Genomic DNA, 16,101 nt, shown 5'->3' with positions numbered 1-16,101 from the left:
GCCACCACCACCACACAGACTCCCGGGAAGCGGGGTACCCACCATGCAGATTCTGATCGCCACCGCAGGTTCACGCGGGGACGTGGCTCCCTACACGGGCCTGGGGACCCGTCTTCAGGAGGCCGGTCACACGGTGACCCTCGCCGCGGACTCCCGCTCGGCCGAACTGGTCCGCCGCAGCGGCCTGGCCTTCCACGCCCTGCCGCTCGACCGTTACGCCGCCGAGGGCGACCGGGGGTCCCGCCTTTCCCTCGCCGACCAGATGCGGCTGGCGCGGGAGTGGGCGCCCACAATGGCGGATGCGCTGGCCGAGGCATGCCTGTCGGGTACGGAGGCGCTGCTGGTGTCCGGCAGTCTGGCCCCCCTGGGGCTGGTGGCGGCCGAGGGCCTGCGGCTGCCCAGCGCCGGCGTCTTTCTGCAACCGCTCGCCCCCACCCGGGAGTTCCCGCCGGTCCTCTTCGACATGCCGTCATGGGGGCCGCTGGGAAACCGGGCCGCGTGGCGGTGCGCCCGGTCCGTGCTGGAGCTCGCCTTCGCTCCGGGGGTACGCCATCTCCGGCGGCAACTGGGCGTGACCCGGGCCGCCCTCGCGCGGCGGAGCACAACATGGCCCGTCCACCACGGTTTCAGCCCGACGGTGGTGCCCCGGCCCGCGGACTGGCGGCCGGCGCTGGAGGTGGCGGGCTACTGGTGGCCGTCGGAGAGCCCCGACTGGACACCGGAACCCCGGCTGGCCGATTTCCTCAGCTCCGGCCCGCCACCGGTGTTCGTCGGCTTCGGCAGCATGGCGCCCGGCGACCCGGAGCAACTCGGCGATCTCCTCAAGCGCGCGTTCGAGCTCGCCGGGGTACGCGGTGTCGTCCAGACCGGATCGGCCGGTCTGGACGTGACGGGGGACGATGTCCTGACCGTGGGAGAGGTCCCGCACGACCAGCTGTTCCCGCGGATGGCGGCCGTGGTGCACCATGCGGGCGCCGGCACCACGGCCGCCGGCCTGCGCGCGGGGGTCCCGGCGGTGCCGGTGCCGGTGATGCTGGACCAGTACTTCTGGGCCTCGCGTCTCACCGCCCGGGGCGTCAGCCCGGCCCGCGTGCCCTTCCCCAACTTGACCGCCCGCTGCCTGGCCTCCGCCCTCCGCAAGGCCGTGCACGACCCTCGCTACGCCCAACGCGCCCGCCGGCTCGCCACCTTGATCAACGCCGAGGACGGCGCCGGCCATGTCGTCACGGCGGTGGAACACCTGACGGACCCCGTGGGCCGTAAGGGGGACCGGGATGTCTAGCCTTGGCCCCTCTTGACCGGCTCCCGCGCCCACCGGGAAAGTGCGCTCGTGAAGAACAGTGATGCGACATCAGCACCGGCAGCGGCCGACGACCGGGCCCGGACCGACGGGGCGGACGGCTCCGAGAGCCTGCGGCGGGTGGCTGTTGCCTCGTTCGTCGGGACGGCTGTCGAGTTCTACGACTTCTATATCTACGGGACAGCCGCCGCGCTCGTCCTCAACCAGGCGTTCTTCCCGACGCTCGCGCCGGTCAACGCCACGCTCGCCTCGTTCTCCACGTATGCGGTGGCCTTCGCCGCGCGGCCTCTGGGGTCGCTGGTGTTCGGGCACTTCGGGGACCGGGTGGGCCGTAAGTCCGTGCTGGTGGTGTCGCTGCTGCTGATGGGGCTGTCGACGGCGTGCGTCGGGCTGCTGCCGGGGTACGGCACGTTAGGTGTCTGGGCGCCGCTGCTGCTGACCGCGCTGCGCTTCCTCCAGGGCATCGGGCTGGGCGGCGAGTGGGGCGGGGCCGCGCTGCTCGCGGTGGAGCATGCGCCGCGCGGGCGGCGGGGGCTGTATGCGGCCTTCCCGCAACTCGGGCCCTGTGTGGGGTTCTCCGCGGCGACCGGGGTGTTCTGGCTGCTGTCGTCGGTGCTCGATGACGCGGCGTTCCGGGCGTGGGGCTGGCGGGTGCCGTTTCTGCTGTCGTTCCTGCTGGTCGGGGTGGGGCTGTTCGTACGGCTGAGGATCAGCGAGACACCGGTGTTCGCGAAGGTGCGGGACGCCCAGGAGGCCGGGCGGGTCCCGGCCGTGGAGGTGCTGCGCCGGCATCCGCGCGAACTGCTGCTGGGCGCGGGCGGCATGATCGTCGCTTACGGCCTCTTCTACACCGCGACGACCTACTGTCTCGCCTATGCCACCGCCACCCTGGGCATCTCCCGTAACACGATGCTGGGGCTCTCCCTGGTCGCCTGCCTCTTCCTCGCCGCCGGTACCTGGCTCGCCGCCACCCGCTCCGACCGGGCCGGCCGCCGCAGGCTGATCCTCGCCGGCAGCGGGCTCGCGGTGGTCTGGGGGCCGGCCCTCTTCCCGCTGCTGGACACCGGAGCGCCGGTGCTGATCGCGCTGGGCCTCGGTGGCGCGCTGTTCTGCATGGGCGTGGTGTACGGCCCGATGGGCGCGTATCTGCCGGAGCTGTTCGGCACGACGGTGCGGTACTCGGGCGCCTCGCTGGCCTACAACCTGGGCGGGGTGCTGGGCGGTGCGGTGGCTCCGCTGGTCGCCACCCGGCTCCAGTCGGCGTTCGGCTCCGCCTCCGTGGGCTGGTACGTGAGCGCCATGGCGGTGGTCTCGCTGGGGTGCGTGCTGGCGCTGCCGGAGACCCGGGGACGCGATCTGGAAGACGGGCCGGAGCGGCGCGGCCGCTGAGCGCCCCACTGGGCGCGCGAGATGTACGCGGAGACGAAGAGGGGAGCGCGACGCGGTCACCCGGCCCCGGTCGTCGGTCGGGGCGGGTGGCAAGAAGGCCCCCGTCCCACCCCCGAAGATGGCTACGGTGAGTACATGACCAGTCACGATGGCGATCACGTGAACCGCATCCTCAAGGCAGCCCAGCGGGGGCGAGACGGCAAGGCCGTGTGCTGCGACCGGTGTTCCGGCCCGCTTCAGATCGTCGGCCGTGAGCGGCCGGTGAACGGGCAGACACCTCCGATGGTCGTTCTCACCGCGTTCTGCCTGAATCCCGAGTGCGAGAACAGGAATCAACCACCAGCAGAGCAGTAATCATGCAACGCCCTTACGGGGAACGCGCTCTGGAACAGGTGCCGGAGCGGCGCGGCCGTTGAGCGCCCCGGGCCCGGCCGTCACGGCTTGAGCCACCACCGTTCGCTCTCCCGCGACAGCGCGTCCCACAGCAGGTTGAGGGGGTGGCCGGGCGGACTCGAGGCCCGCTCACCGCGCCGGATGAAGACCCCGACCAGCACCTCGGTCCGGGGCCCGACCTCCCCGACGATCTCCAGGGTGCGCAGCCCGCCGGCCTCCGGGAGCCGGCCGTCCGCGGCCGCCTCCCCGATGCCACGGGTGACCAGCATCGCCCCGCTCACCACCCCGGAACGCAGCAGCTCGAAGCCGTAGTGCGCGGCTTCTATCTCGGCCGCGACGGACAGCCTCTGGCGGAAGTCGGGGCCGTACCACGAGGTCAGGAAGCGGCCGATGAGACCGCGGGTGGAGATCACCAGCGGCAGCCCGGACAGTTCGTGGGCGCCGAAGGAGGTGCCGGGGAGCTGGTCCGGCGGCAGATTCGTCAGCAGCGACAGACCGCTGCGCCGCCACTCCATGACCTCGTACGGAGCCAGCAGTTCCGCTTCGTCGCCCTCCGTGACGACGACGCTGCCGCAGACCAGATCGAGCTCCTTGGAGCGCAGTTTGGTGAAGAGGTCGCCGGTGCGGACGTGGGTGACCTTGAGGTCGACCTCATCGCGTTCGTAGTCCTCGCTGACGCGTTCCACCGCGTCCAGCAGGAAGCCGAGCGTGTAGCGGGTGGTGCCGACCGACAGCGTCCGGCCGAGCCGGCGGCGGGCGTCGTGCACCGCGTCCGACCACTCGCCGAGCGTGCGCCGCGCCAGACCGACCATCGCCTCCCCGGTCGCGGTGAACAGGGCGTTGCGCCCCCGCCCCTGCTTGAGGACCAGTTCCTCACCGCACAGCGCGGCGAAGGTGCGGTTCAGCGTGTCCAACTGCTTTTGCACACTGGACTGTTCGCGTCCCAGCCGGCGGGCGGCACCGAGCGCGGTACCCGCCTCGTGGACGACGATCAGCGTACGCAGCTGGTCCATGGTGGTATCAAGCAGCTCCGTCGGGTATTGCTGCGGACCTGACAAGGCCATGCACCCCTACTCGCGTCCCGTCCCCTGGAATTCAGGACTGTGCAGCATAGCCCGAGGGGGCGGGCCCGTCCCGGCCGCGCAGGCACGAGGGCCCCGGGTGCGCGCCCGGGGCCCTCAGTGGGGGGTGCTGCCGGCCGGCTAACGGTGTGCCGGGAACTCCACGACCTGCTGATAGGTCGGCCGGTTCTGCCAGCTGATGGTGTCGTGGGTCAGCCCGCCCACCGCGCGGTGGATGATCGCGTCCGCGCACCACTGGTCGCCCGCCTTGCAGCCGGCGCCGCCCGGGTAGACCTGCTCGGCCGTCTTTGCGGCGGCCTGCCGGAGCGTGCTGAGCAGGGTGTCACGGCATGTGGAGAGGTCGCCGCCGCCGCAGTAGGGCTGCGCCAGCGGGCCGTTGACCTTCTCGCCGAGGACCGCGCGCAGGTCCTTGTCGGCGTAGCTCCACCAGCCGTACTGGAAGGCCGATCCGGCGTGCCCGCCGGTGGGGCCGTGGCCGGCCGACGGTGACTCGTCGATGGCCAGGCCGGCCGTGAGCGCGGTGTAGAGGTCGTCGCCGAGGCCCGGCTTGAAGACGGCCTCGGTCAGCAGCGGCCACCAGGCGTCCATCAGGCGCACCGCATCGGGGTGGGTGTAGGTGTGCGAGCCCGCGGCGGTCTCCCTTCGCTGTGCGCCGTCCTTGCGCCAGGCCGCCAGTTGCTGGACCGCGGTCTTCAGGCCGGGGTCGGTGACCGGCTTGCTGCCCAGCACCCGCAGGAGTTCGGGCAGTACGTCCTCGCCGCGCAGGTCGGTGACCGCGGCCTCGGACATGGCCCGGGTCAGCGACGCCCGGGTCACCCCGCCCTCCTCGGTCAGGGCGCGCACCCGGTCGTCGAGCAGATTGCCGCGGTGCACCGGGCCGTTGCCGAAGCCGGCCGAGTCGTAGTCCTTGGCCTGCTTGTTGTTCCAGGAGATGTAGTAGTCCTGGCCGATGGACTGCGGGTGCTGGGCGGGCGGGGTGTAGTCGGTGGTGTTGGTGGCGGGGTCGTAGCCCTGCCACTCGTAGGCGGTGTCGGCCTTGACGGGCAGCGACGGGTCGACGGCGGGGTTGCGGACCGGGTTGAGGCCGCTGTTGTAGTACGCGATGTCGCGGGAGTCGGCGTAGAACCAGTTGAAGGCGTAGCCGATGTGCTGGGCGGCCTTCTGGAAGGACTTCGCGTCATGGACGGCGGAGGGGTCGTTGAACATCTGGAAGCCGATGATCGAGTCGGCCTCGTGGCGGTAGGTGGAGCGCTGCGCGGTGTAGGCGACGGGTTTGCCGCCGATGGCCGCGCGATGGGTGACGGTTCCGTATTTGGTGCGGAAGACCTGCATCCGGTACGAGCCGGCCGCCGTCGGGTCGGCGATGGTGGGCTTCCAGGAATTGGTGCGCTCCAGCTTCTCCATGGGCAGGCAGGCGCCGCGGTAGCGGTAGGAGGTGGAGTCCTGGGTGGGCTTCGAGCCGTCGGCGTTGCACAGTTCGACCGCGTAGGTGTCGGTGATGTCCTGGCCGGCGGAGGTGGCGCTCCAGGCGTAGTCCTGGCCGCGGCCGAGCTGGACGTACATGCCGACGCCCGCGAAGGAGGCGCCGCGGGCGCTGATGCCGGGTCCCTGGATCTCCTGGAGCATCAGCAGCTGGGGCGCGAAGTAGCCGGTCTGCGGGCCGAAGACGGCGACCGGGTGGCCGCTGGCGGTGTGTTTGCCGGAGACCAGCAGGGCGTTGGACATCCCGCGGCGCTGGGTGGGGTTGAGGCTCCCCTCGGGCAGCACGCCGTCCTTGAAGAGCCCCTCCAGCTTCTTGTACTTCTTCGGGGCCCTGACCGGGTCCTGGGGCGGTGTCCGGTCCTTGGACGTGGCCGCGCCGGTGCGGTCGAAGACCAGCGGCTCGGGGGTGACCGAACCGCGGTCGGGCAGCGCGGTGCCCTTGGCCTTGGCCGGCTTGACGGCGTACGGGAAACTCTGGCCGTCGTGCAGGGTCTTGGCGGCCTCGGGGTCGTTGCGCTCCCGGAAGGACTCCCAGACCTCGGTGCCCTTCTGGACGCCGTACTTCTGCTGGGCGGCGAGCAGCGACAGCGCGTTGGTGACCTCCCCTCCCCCGCCGTTGCCGAAGAGCCCGCCGACGACGGAGGCCAGCGCGATCAGGTCGGTCATCTTGAAGGGCTCGATCTCACCGGCGTTGGTGATCGCGTCGACATGGCCGGTGAGCACGTACTCGCCGGGGAAGTAGCGGCCGTTCTTGGACTGTTCGCGGTAGGCGTTGATCCCGTCGACATAGGCCTGGGCGTCCGCCATGGCCTGCTTTCCGCGTGCGCCGTTGTGGTCCTTGATGTAGTCGACCTGCTCCTGGAGGTCCTTCTCGGTGTACGGCGCCTGCGGCCAGAACTGCTGCTCCAGGCCCTGGTTGGCGAGCGCGCCGCCGGCGAACGAGGTCAGCTGGCCGCGGCCGATGTGCCGGAAGAGGTCCATCAGCCAGAGCCGGTCCTGGCCCGCGGCGTACCCGGCGCCGAATTCGGTGCCGTAGCGGGTGGTGCCCTTGATGTGCGGGACGCCGGTCTTCTTGTCGCGCGTGATGGTGACGTCGTCACGGGGCGCGGTGACCTTGCCCACCTGATCCTGGGGGACACCGAAGGAGGCATCGTTGAAGAAGTTCGTCAGCGTCTCGTCGGTGAGCGACTGATAGCCGTTCGCCAGGGCGGCGTACGGGGCGAGTTGGTCGGTGGAGTGCTCGGGGTGGGTGCCGAACAGCTTGTGGCCGAGGATCTCCACCAGGGTGGCGTTGCCGGTGGCGCCGGGCGGCAGGATGTCGCCGCACTGGCCCTGGCAGTAGTCATGGGCCTCGTTCGGCGCGGCGGCCACGGTGGGGGGCGGGGCCACCACCGTGGCCCCCAACGCGAACAGGGCTGCCGCCGCGGCAGTCCTGAGCCGTCCGGTACGTCGTCGCATTCCTGCTCCTCGATGGGGGTCCCCCTGCTCGTTCAAGAGCTCGGGGGAGGGCGGGCGGGACGTTACCGGCGGTTATCCCTCACCGGAAGATGAACAACAGTCATGTTTGCCAATTCCCCACAGACGTCCGCCCGGCACCGCGGAGCACCCTCCGGAGGGACCGTCAGCCGAACCGCACATAAGTTCGGTGGATCCAGCTGGTGATCGGTTACGTCCCACCCCCGTCCACGTCGGGTCCTCCCCACGGAGGTGGGATGAAATGGCCGGTTTCAGAGCCCTCGCAGAACAGGTCCGCAATCCACGACTCGTCGCAGCTCAGCGGCGCACCGCCCTGCGCAAATGCCTGGAACGCTTCGCCCCTTACGGGCACCGGGCGACCTGGCACCACCTGTGCACCCGGGCCGGTATGGCACCCCAGGACCGCAACCCTGACCCGGAGCGGCTGATCGCCGCGCTCACCGAGCTCGAGGAGGCCCGTAGCCTCTGGCTCGCGTACGAGGAGGAGTTCGCCGCCCGGCGCCGCAAGGAGAAGCACGACGGCATCCGGCAGCCCAGCGCGCTCGACGACTGGCACCGCCGGACCTGGGGCGGCTGTGACATCGTGCCGTGCGAATCTCCGCAACGGCACCCGGCGGCACGCCTCGCGGTGGTGCTGCACAGCATGATCACGGCGATGGAGTCGGGGCGGCCGCGCCGGGACTGCCCGGTGTGCGGCTGCACCCGCTTCGCCTGGCTTCCCGAGACCACGGACGTCGCGGCGTCCGGGCCCGCCTGCCGGCAGTGCGGAGTGCTGCCCCCGGTCGCGGTGCTGGCACCCGAGGCGCTGACGGCCGCGGCCCACGCCCGGTTCGCGGCCGCCTGAGCGGCCCGGCCGCGGGCGGGAACACCGCAGCACGGTCCGTTGTCAGACCCTGATGCGATGCTGGGTGCATGATTCAGGTATGTCTCAACGGCCCCCGTACCGCGGCCGATTCGGCTGCCGTGCCGATGTCGCCTGCCGCGCTCGCCGAGGCGGCGCGGCAGGCGGTGGCGGCCGGCGCCGAGGAGGTCCATGTCCACCCGAAGGCCCCGTGCGGCAGTGAGTCGCTCTCGCCGCACGTGGTCGGCCCCACCGTCGAAGCCGTCCGGGCGGCGGTGGACGTCCCGATAGGCGTGACGACCGGTGCCTGGGTCGAGCCGGATCCCCTCCGCAGGGCCGAACAGATCGGGTCCTGGACGGTGCTGCCCGACTACGCCTCGGTGAACTGGCATGAGCCGGGCGCCGAGGAGGTCGCCGCCACCCTCCTGAAGCGCGGTGTCGGCATCGAGGCCGGCCTCTGGTCGGGCACGGACGCCCCGGAGCTGTTCCTCCGCTCACCGCTGGCGCACCGGGTGCTGCGGGTCCTGGCCGAAGTGACCGACCGCGACGCCGACGCCGCGTCCGCCCGCAGCACGGCCCGGGAGCTGCTGGCCACACTGGCCGCGGCCGGGCACGGCCGCCCGGTGCTGCTGCACGGCACGGACCGCAGCGCCTGGCCGGTGCTGCAACTGGCCCGGGAACTGGCCCTGGACACCCGGATAGGCCTTGAGGACACCCTGCTGCTCCCCGACGGGCGCCCGGCCGCCGGCAACGCCCAGCTGGTGCGGGCGGCGGTGGCGCTCAGGCTGCCCGGGTGAGTTCGGCGCGGCCGAACAGCAGGGCGTACCCGGAGGGGAGAGAGGCGAGGATACGGGTGAGGAGTTCGGGACCGGCGAGCTGGGCCACGGTCGTCAGGACCGCCCCGGTGTCCCAGCGCGCGGTGGCCGGTGTGCCGCCGGTGCGCTCGGCGAGGTCCTTCACGAAGCCCCAGCCGGTGAGCTGTTCGGTGTCGGGGATCTGGGCGGTGAAGACCCGGGCCGCCTCGACGGGCAGGCGGGCCGCGAGATCGACGCGTTCGTCGCCGGTGATCTGCCGGCCGAGTGCCGCCAGTACCCCGCGGACGACTTCCTCGGCCCGCTCGCGGGTGGGGTACGCCCCTTCGTACCGTACGCGTTCCAGCATCTGAGGGAATGTCATGCCCGGTGCGGGCCGTACCGGTTCGGACGGGGTGAACATCGGTGGAGTGGTCGCCTTTCTCCTCAACGGGCCCTCCTGAAGGGCCTCTTGACGGATTTCTCAAGGTGCTTCAGGAGGGCTTTGTGAAGGGCCCGGTTGACGGGCCCTGAAGGGTGGTGGTTCTCGGTAACACGGTTCGGTGATGCGGCCGGACGCAAGGCTCTGGTTCACCCATGCCCCGCGCCCGGTGCACTCTGCGCGTCAAGCCGGACGGGGGCGCCGAAGAGCAGGTCGTAGCCCGGTGGGAGCTGGAGCAGCAGGCGGCGCATCAGCTCCTCGCCCGCGGCGTCCGCGACCACACTGAGCACGGCGCCGGTATCCCACTTGGCGGTCTCCTCGGTGGCTCCCTCGATCCAGGCCGCGGTGGCGCGCACAAACCGTTCGGGGGACAACGGCTCGGCGGCCTGTAGCGGGTTGAGCAGGATCAGGGCGCACTCCTCGGGCAGCCGGGCGGCCAGCTCGGCCCGCTCTTCGCCGACCAGATGGGCACCCAGCAGCGCCAGGACGACCCGGGCCGCCCGCTCCGCCTCCTGCTGTGTGCCGTATTCGCCACGTTCCTGGACCCGGTCCAGGAACACCTCCCATCGCATGGACACCGCTCGTTCCCCCTTCTTCTCCGGAGCGCGGAGGACGGGGCCGAAGGGGAGGGGAGGTCACTTCCCCGTCCTCCGCCGTTGCGGGCGCGGCTCGGTCAGCCGCTGATCTGCTTGTGCTTCGCGTCCCCGCCGATGGCGATCTTGCGGGGCTTGGCACGCTCGGCGATCGGGATGCGCAGGGTCAGCACACCTGCCTCGTAGTCGGCCTTGATGTGCTCCGTGTCGAGCGTGTCGGCCAGCACGACCTGGCGGGAGAAGACGCCCAGCGGGCGCTCGGACAGCTCCACCTGCACATCGTCGCCCTTGGCGACCGGCCTGCGCTCGGCCTTGACGGTCAGCATGTTCCGCTCGACATCGATGTCGATCGCGTCCGGCGAGACACCGGGCAGGTCGAGGGCCATCACATACTCGTCACCGTCGCGATAGGCGTCCATCGGCATCGGGGAGGGCCGGGACCAGGTGCCGGACGTACCCAGGAGCTGCTGGGTGAGCCGGTCGAGCTCGCGGAACGGGTCGGTGCGCATCAACATCGCAAAACACCTCCAGTGAGTCGGGCACTACTGCCAATGCGCTTCACCTGACACCGTTGTATCATGTCATCCATTCGATGACAAACGAAGAAGTCATCCAAAGGGTGACAAGATCGGAGGAGACCACGGTGACCGCGCCCCACCAGTCCGCCCCGCCCCAGGACCCGCAGCCCACCCCGGCCTCCTTCCTCGCCGCCGCCGCGGCACTGGAGGCGATCGACCGGGCCGTACGCGCCGCGCACGCCACGGAAGCGGCCACCGATCCGCCGGCCGGCGACGGACCCGAGCAGGCGCTGGCCTCCCTGCTGCTGCTGCGCGAGGTGCGCGAGAAGCTGGCGGGCTGGGAGACGGGCCTGATCGAGGCGGCCCGCCAGGCGGGCGCCAGCTGGGCAGACCTGGCGCATCCGCTCGGCGTCGCCAGCCGCCAGGCCGCCGAACGCCGCTATCTGCGCCTGCGCCCGGGGGCCGCCGACACCACCGGCGAACAGCGCGTCAAGGCCACCCGGGACCGGCGCGCCGCGGACCGCAGCGTCACCGCCTGGGCCCGCCACAACGCCGCCGAACTGCGCCGGCTCGCCGGCCAGATCACCGCCCTGACCGACCTGCCCGCCACCGCCCGCGGTCCCCTCGACCACCTCGGCCGGGCACTCGCCGACAACGACGCCGCCAACCTGGTCGGCCCGCTGGCCGAGGCCCGGCCGCATCTGCACAAGCACCACCCCGACCTCGCCACCCGCATCGACGCCATCACCCGCCACACCGCTCAGCTCCGCCGGAACAGCGACGACGCGCGCCGCACCTCCTGAGGCCCACCGCGGACGGCGCACCAGGCCCCGGACGGATTCCGGCCATCCTCGCCGTCCCGGCGACCCCCGCCCGGTACGGCCCCGGGCCCTCCTTCCCACCGTCCGAGGGGGCACCGCACCACCCGGCGCGCTGCCCCCTCGTCCTCGTATGGCTGTGCGTCACCCTCCCGCCTCGGTACGGCCTTTACGAACGCGCCCGGAAACTGAAACAACGGTTCAGGGCCGCCACCCACCCGCCTCGCACCGGGCGGACGTCGGCCCTTCAGCCCGTGCGGCAGCAGGGCCGCGCGGGCGCCCGTAGGAGAGGGTGGACGTCCATGGCCGAACTGCACGATCTGACCGCGCTCGAACAGGCCGAGGGGATCCGGTCCGGTGAGCTCTCCCCCGTCGAGCTCACCGAGCACTACCTGGCGCGGATCGACCGGCTCGACGACACCCTGGGCGCCTTCCTCACCCGCACCCCGGAGATCGCCCGCAAGCAGGCTGCGGAGGCCGAGAGCGAGGCCGGCGCGGCCCGTCGCGAGGGCCGCGAACTCCCGCCGCTGCACGGCGTTCCGGTGCCGGTGAAGGACCTCAACCAGGTCGCCGGGGTGCGCTGCACGATGGGCTCACGGGCGCTGGAAGGGCAGGTGCCGGCCGTCGACGACCATGTGGTGACCAAGCTGCGCGCGGGCGGCACGATCCTGCTCGGCAAGACCAACACCCCTGAATTCGGGCTGCCCTGCTACACCGAGAACGGCGTCGCACCCCCCGCCCGCACCCCCTGGGACCTCTCCCGCTCGGCGGGCGGCTCCAGTGGCGGGGCGGCCGCGGCGGTGGCCGGCGGGCTGGCGCCCCTCGCGCACGCCAGCGACGGCGGCGGCTCGATCCGGATCCCGGCGTCGGTGTGCGGGCTGTACGGCATCAAGCCCAGCCGCGGCCGGATCAGCGGCGGCCCGCTGCTGCACGACGTCACCGGCCTGACCACCTCCGGCCCGCTGGCCCGTACGGTCGCCGATGCGGCCGCCCTGCTGGACGTCATGGCCGGCACCATGCCCGGCGACCCGTACACGGCGCCCTCGCTGCCGCCGGGCGAGACCTTCGCCTCGTACGCGCTGCGCGACCCCGGCCGGCTGCGGATCGCCTGGCTGGCCCAGGCCCCCGACCCCGACGTAGCGGTGCACCCCGACTGCCGTACGGCGGCCGCCGACACCGCGGCGCTGCTGACCGGACTCGGCCATGACGTCGAGGAGCTGACGCTGCCGCCCGACGGCGCGGTCCTGCACGCCTTCACCCGCGTCTGGTCCGTCCTGGCCGCGATCCGCCCGGTGCCGGCGGAGGGCGAGGAGCTGCTGATGCCGCTCACCCGGTATCTGCGCCGCCGGGGCGCCGAGGTGCCGGGCACCGACTTCGCCCGCTCGGTGTACACCTTCCGTGCGCTCGCCCAGTCGATCGCCGACCGTCTGATGCCGGCGGGCACCGGCTACGACGTGATCCTCTCGCCGACCCTGGCCGCGCCCCCGCCGGCGGTCGGCGGGCTGCGCAACGACACCGACCTTCAGGCCGAGTTCGCCGCCATGGGGGCCTTCACCCCGTTCACCGCGCTCTACAACGCCACCGGACAGCCTGCGGTGAACGTCCCGCTGCAGTGGAACGCCGAGGGCCTGCCGATCGGGGTGATGCTGGCCGCGCGGTACGGCGACGAGGCCACCCTGATCGCGCTGTCCGCGCAGCTGGAGCAGGCCCGCCCGTGGCTGGCCCGCAAGCCGGCGGTGTGGTGAGCGGACCGTAGGGCGCGCGCCCGTCCCGCACCGGGGCGGGCGCGCCACGCCCACCGGCTGCCGGGGCGCCACGCCCACCGACTGCCGGGGCGCCGCGCTCACCGCCGGGCCGCGGCGCTCACTCCCCCGTGCACTCCGGGTCCTTGGCGCCCCGGTCGACCCGCAGCCGCCGGGCGCCGGGGCCCTGCTCGCCGAGGTTGTCGTACGGGTTGGACAGGGCGCACCTCTCCAGCGAGAGGCAGCCGCAGCCGATGCAGTCGGTCAACCGGTCGCGCAGTTCGACGAGTTGGCTGATCCGCTCGTCCAGTTCGGAGCGCCAGACCTGGGACAGCCGGGCCCAGTCGTCGCGGTTGGGGGTGCGCTCGTCCGGCAGCTCCGCCAGTGCGTCGCGGATCACCGCGAGCGGGATCCCGACCCGCTGCGCCGCCCGCACGAAGGCGACCCGGCGCAGCGCGTCGCGGGTGTAGCGGCGCTGGTTGCCGGCCGTCCGGGTGCTGCTGATCAGCCCTTTGGACTCGTAGAAGTGCAGCGCGGAGACCGCGGCGCCGCTACGCGCGGAGAGCTGGCCGACGGTGAGTTCATGGACCTTGTACGGAAGCTGGGGCACGCCTTCAACCCTAGGCGCTCCTCTTCCCGATCTCCGCAGCCGTTGACAGCGGGTGCCCGCACTCAGCATCCTGAGCAAGCGCTTAGTAAGCGTGCGGCCGGTGCAGATGACGGACGGATCCCAAGGAGGCAGACGGAGATGGCAGAGCCCCGAGTGTTCGGATCGCTCGACGAGCTGCGGGCCGCGGTCGGCGCGGAGCTGGGCCCCAGCGACTGGCTGGAGGTCGACCAGAAGCGGATCGATCTGTTCGCCGACGCCACCGGCGATCACCAGTGGATCCATGTGGACCCGGAGAAGGCGGCGGCCGGCCCCTTCGGCACCACCATCGCGCACGGGTATCTGACGCTGTCGCTGCTGCCCGCCCTCGTACCGCAGCTGATGCGGGTCGACGGCGTGACGATGGGGATCAACTACGGCACGAACAAGGTGCGCTTCCCCGCCACCGTGCCGGTCGGCTCGCGGCTGCGCGCCACCGCCAGGCTCGCGGAGGTCGCCGAGGTCAAGGGCGGAGTGCAGCTCACCACGGTCGTGACGATCGAGCGGGAGGGCGGCGACAAGCCGGTGTGCGTGGCGGAGTCGGTCAGCCGCTTCTATCTGTAGCCGGTCAGCCGCTGCCGGCAGCGGGGCCCGCCCCGGCAGCGGCGCCCGGCGGTGCGCCCACCATGCGCAGGACGAGGTCGGCATAGAGCGTGCCGACCTCGTCGGGCGTGCGCCGGCCGTCCGCGGAGAACCAGCGGGCAACGTCCACGCACAGCGACAGCACCGCGAGGGTGGTGCCCGGTACGTCGTCGACCCGGAACTCCCCGGTGTCCGCGCCGTCCTGGATGATCTGCCGCAGCAGCCGGTCGGTCCGGCGGCGCAGCCCGGTGATCTCGTCGAGGTGTTCCGGGCTCAGCGCCTGGAGCTCGTACTGGATGACCCGCGCGGTGGTGTGGTGCTCGGCGTGCCAGCGGGCGAAGGTGCGGACCGCATCGCGCAGCCGCTCGGTGGCCGTGCCGCCGGCCTCCGCGGCGGCGCCCATGATGCGCAGCGCCTTCTCGTGGCCGATGCCGCTGATGCGGTACAGCAGCTCTTCCTTGGTCTTGTAGTGGATGTAGAGGGCGGCCGGACTCATCCCGGCCCGGCCGGCGATGTCGCGGGTGGTGGTGGCGTGGTAGCCGCGCTCGGCGAACGCCTCGACGGCGGCGCCGACCAGCCGCCGGGCGGCATCCGGGGTGACCCCGGCCCACTCCTCGTTCTCCTCCGCAGCCTGCTGTGCCGCCGCACCCATCGCGTACCCCGCTCCTCGATCCGCCAGGGACGTTCCCCTGACGGATCGAACACCATACCGCGCCACTGAGCAAGCGCTTAGGGGCTGTCCGGCGGGCGGCCGGGCCGACCGGCGCCCGACGGGCGGGTCAGAAGGCGGAGACCCCGGTCAGCGCGCGGCCGATGAGCAGCTTCTGGATCTGGCTGGTGCCCTCGTACAGGGTCATCACCCGGGCGTCCCGCAGCAGCTTGCCGACCGGGTACTCGTCGATATAGCCATAGCCGCCGAAGACCTGGAGGGCGTTGTTGGCGGCGCGCACCGCGGCCTCCGAGGCGAACAGCTTGGCCTGGGACGCGGCGGTCGCGAACGGCTCGCCGCGCTCGATCAGATCGGCCACCCGCCAGGTCAGCAGCCGCGCCGCCTCCACATCCACCGCGATATCGCTGATCAGCTCCTGCACCAGCTGGTGGCGCGCGAGGGGCTTGCCGAACTGCTCGCGCTGACCGGCGTAGCCGACCGCGGCGTCCAGCGCGGCCTGGGCGATGCCCACGCAGCCGGCCGCGACCGACATCCGCCCCTTGGCCAGGGCGGACATCGCCACCGAGAAGCCCTTGCCGGCGGGGCCGAGCAGGGCGGAGGAGGGCACCCGTACGCCGTCCAGGACCAGCTCGGCGGTGGCCTGGCCGCGCAGCCCCAGCTTCCCGTGGATCTCGCGGCGCGCCAGGCCGGGACTGTCGGCAGGGACCAGGAAGGCGCTGATGCCCCGGTGGCCGGGGGCGTCGCCGGTGCGGGCGAAGAGCAGTACGACATCGGCCCAGGTGCCGTTGGTGATGAACATCTTGGCGCCGTCGATGACCCAGTCCCCGTCGGGGCCGCCGTCGCGGACCGCCCGGGTGGCGAGGCCCGCGGCGTCGGAGCCGGTGCCGGGCTCGGTCAGGGCGAAGCAGCCGACCGCCTCGCCGGAGGTGAGCCGCGGCAGCCACTCCCTCTTCTGGCGCTCGTCGCCCCAGGAGGCGATCGTCTTGGCCACCAGCCCCAGGGAGACCGAGACGATGCCGCGCACCGAGGAGTCGCCGCGGCCCAGCTCCTCGGTCACCAGGACGTAGGAGAGATGATCGCCGCCGGAGCCGCCGTACTCCTCGGGGACGGTCAGCCCCAGGAAGCCGAGGTCACCGAGCTTGCGCACGATGCCGCGGTCGACCTGCTCCGCGCGGTCCCAGGCGGCGGCGTACGGCGCGACCTCGCGGTCGACGAAGTCCTTGGCGAGCTGCCGTACCGCGGTCTGCTCCGCGGTCAGCTCCAGATCCATCCCGGCCCCCCTCGTGGACGACAGCAGCGCCGCGGACGATTAATTAGCACTGCTAGTTTTCGCTGG

General features: G+C 72.2%; 16 protein-coding genes. 8 read left to right on the top strand and 8 right to left on the bottom strand.

Annotation, left to right across the window (positions count from 1 at the left end):
- The first annotated feature begins 43 nt into the window (after nucleotides 1-43).
- The 3 genes from ACZ55A_RS25005 (at nucleotide 44) to ACZ55A_RS24995 (ending at nucleotide 3,043) form a co-directional block, all read left to right on the top strand.
- Nucleotides 44-1,282, top strand: a complete 1,239-nt coding sequence (locus tag ACZ55A_RS25005) for a glycosyltransferase (protein ID WP_468844052.1) — start codon at nucleotides 44-46, stop codon at nucleotides 1,280-1,282.
- Between the two features lie 48 nt (nucleotides 1,283-1,330).
- Nucleotides 1,331-2,689: an MFS transporter gene (locus ACZ55A_RS25000; protein ID WP_468844049.1), complete on the top strand. Its 1,359-nt coding sequence runs from the start codon at nucleotides 1,331-1,333 to the stop codon at nucleotides 2,687-2,689.
- Between the two features lie 135 nt (nucleotides 2,690-2,824).
- Nucleotides 2,825-3,043 (top strand): hypothetical protein, encoded by a 219-nt coding sequence (locus tag ACZ55A_RS24995; RefSeq protein WP_468844047.1) that lies wholly within the window; start codon nucleotides 2,825-2,827, stop codon nucleotides 3,041-3,043.
- A gap of 80 nt (nucleotides 3,044-3,123) precedes the next feature.
- On the opposite strand, the gene ACZ55A_RS24990 is transcribed toward ACZ55A_RS24995, so the two are convergent.
- Together ACZ55A_RS24990 and ACZ55A_RS24985 are read right to left on the bottom strand one after the other, a co-directional pair.
- Nucleotides 3,124-4,095: a LysR family transcriptional regulator gene (locus ACZ55A_RS24990; protein ID WP_468844044.1), complete on the bottom strand. Its 972-nt coding sequence runs from the start codon at nucleotides 4,093-4,095 to the stop codon at nucleotides 3,124-3,126.
- Between the two features lie 189 nt (nucleotides 4,096-4,284).
- Nucleotides 4,285-7,104, bottom strand: coding sequence for a penicillin acylase family protein (locus tag ACZ55A_RS24985; RefSeq protein ID WP_468844042.1), 2,820 nt, complete (start codon nucleotides 7,102-7,104; stop codon nucleotides 4,285-4,287).
- A gap of 259 nt (nucleotides 7,105-7,363) precedes the next feature.
- Between ACZ55A_RS24985 and ACZ55A_RS24980 the strand changes: the two genes are divergently transcribed.
- Nucleotides 7,364-7,966: a hypothetical protein gene (locus ACZ55A_RS24980; RefSeq protein ID WP_468844040.1), complete on the top strand. Its 603-nt coding sequence runs from the start codon at nucleotides 7,364-7,366 to the stop codon at nucleotides 7,964-7,966.
- A gap of 68 nt (nucleotides 7,967-8,034) precedes the next feature.
- Nucleotides 8,035-8,760: a 3-keto-5-aminohexanoate cleavage protein gene (locus ACZ55A_RS24975; protein ID WP_468844037.1), complete on the top strand. Its 726-nt coding sequence runs from the start codon at nucleotides 8,035-8,037 to the stop codon at nucleotides 8,758-8,760.
- On the opposite strand, the gene ACZ55A_RS24970 is transcribed toward ACZ55A_RS24975, so the two are convergent.
- From ACZ55A_RS24970 to ACZ55A_RS24960, 3 genes are all read right to left on the bottom strand, one after another.
- Nucleotides 8,744-9,139 (bottom strand): DUF2267 domain-containing protein, encoded by a 396-nt coding sequence (locus ACZ55A_RS24970; RefSeq protein WP_468844035.1) that lies wholly within the window; start codon nucleotides 9,137-9,139, stop codon nucleotides 8,744-8,746. The two genes, ACZ55A_RS24975 and ACZ55A_RS24970, sit on opposite strands and share 17 nt — an antisense overlap.
- A gap of 206 nt (nucleotides 9,140-9,345) precedes the next feature.
- Nucleotides 9,346-9,768 carry a DUF2267 domain-containing protein gene (locus ACZ55A_RS24965; RefSeq protein WP_468844032.1) on the bottom strand — a complete coding sequence of 141 codons (423 nt, stop codon included), beginning with the start codon at nucleotides 9,766-9,768 and terminating at the stop codon, nucleotides 9,346-9,348.
- A gap of 101 nt (nucleotides 9,769-9,869) precedes the next feature.
- Nucleotides 9,870-10,304 carry an Hsp20/alpha crystallin family protein gene (locus ACZ55A_RS24960; protein ID WP_468844030.1) on the bottom strand — a complete coding sequence of 145 codons (435 nt, stop codon included), beginning with the start codon at nucleotides 10,302-10,304 and terminating at the stop codon, nucleotides 9,870-9,872.
- Between the two features lie 128 nt (nucleotides 10,305-10,432).
- Between ACZ55A_RS24960 and ACZ55A_RS24955 the strand changes: the two genes are divergently transcribed.
- Nucleotides 10,433-11,110, top strand: a complete 678-nt coding sequence (locus tag ACZ55A_RS24955; protein ID WP_468844027.1) for a type III effector protein — start codon at nucleotides 10,433-10,435, stop codon at nucleotides 11,108-11,110.
- A 317-nt stretch (nucleotides 11,111-11,427) separates the two neighbouring features.
- The gene (locus ACZ55A_RS24950; protein WP_468844025.1) at nucleotides 11,428-12,870 is read left to right on the top strand and encodes an amidase; all 1,443 of its coding nucleotides are present in this window, start codon (nucleotides 11,428-11,430) and stop codon (nucleotides 12,868-12,870) included.
- A gap of 118 nt (nucleotides 12,871-12,988) precedes the next feature.
- On the opposite strand, the gene soxR is transcribed toward ACZ55A_RS24950, so the two are convergent.
- Nucleotides 12,989-13,477, bottom strand: coding sequence for a redox-sensitive transcriptional activator SoxR (gene soxR / locus ACZ55A_RS24945; protein ID WP_468844022.1), 489 nt, complete (start codon nucleotides 13,475-13,477; stop codon nucleotides 12,989-12,991).
- 138 nt (nucleotides 13,478-13,615) lie between these two features.
- On the opposite strand from soxR, the gene ACZ55A_RS24940 reads away from it, so the two are divergent.
- Entirely contained in the window at nucleotides 13,616-14,077 is a 462-nt protein-coding gene (locus ACZ55A_RS24940; protein ID WP_468844020.1) for a MaoC family dehydratase, read from the top strand.
- A gap of 4 nt (nucleotides 14,078-14,081) precedes the next feature.
- On the opposite strand, the gene ACZ55A_RS24935 is transcribed toward ACZ55A_RS24940, so the two are convergent.
- Together ACZ55A_RS24935 and ACZ55A_RS24930 are read right to left on the bottom strand one after the other, a co-directional pair.
- Entirely contained in the window at nucleotides 14,082-14,747 is a 666-nt protein-coding gene (locus tag ACZ55A_RS24935) for a TetR/AcrR family transcriptional regulator (RefSeq protein ID WP_468844017.1), read from the bottom strand.
- 127 nt (nucleotides 14,748-14,874) lie between these two features.
- Complete coding sequence (locus ACZ55A_RS24930) at nucleotides 14,875-16,035, bottom strand: acyl-CoA dehydrogenase family protein (protein ID WP_468844015.1); 1,161 nt, start codon at nucleotides 16,033-16,035, stop codon at nucleotides 14,875-14,877.
- Nucleotides 16,036-16,101: the final 66 nt, after the last annotated feature.

It is taken from the genome of Streptomyces sp. NPDC034111, from assembly GCF_055575375.1.
This window is presented reverse-complemented; position numbering and strand designations above follow the sequence as displayed.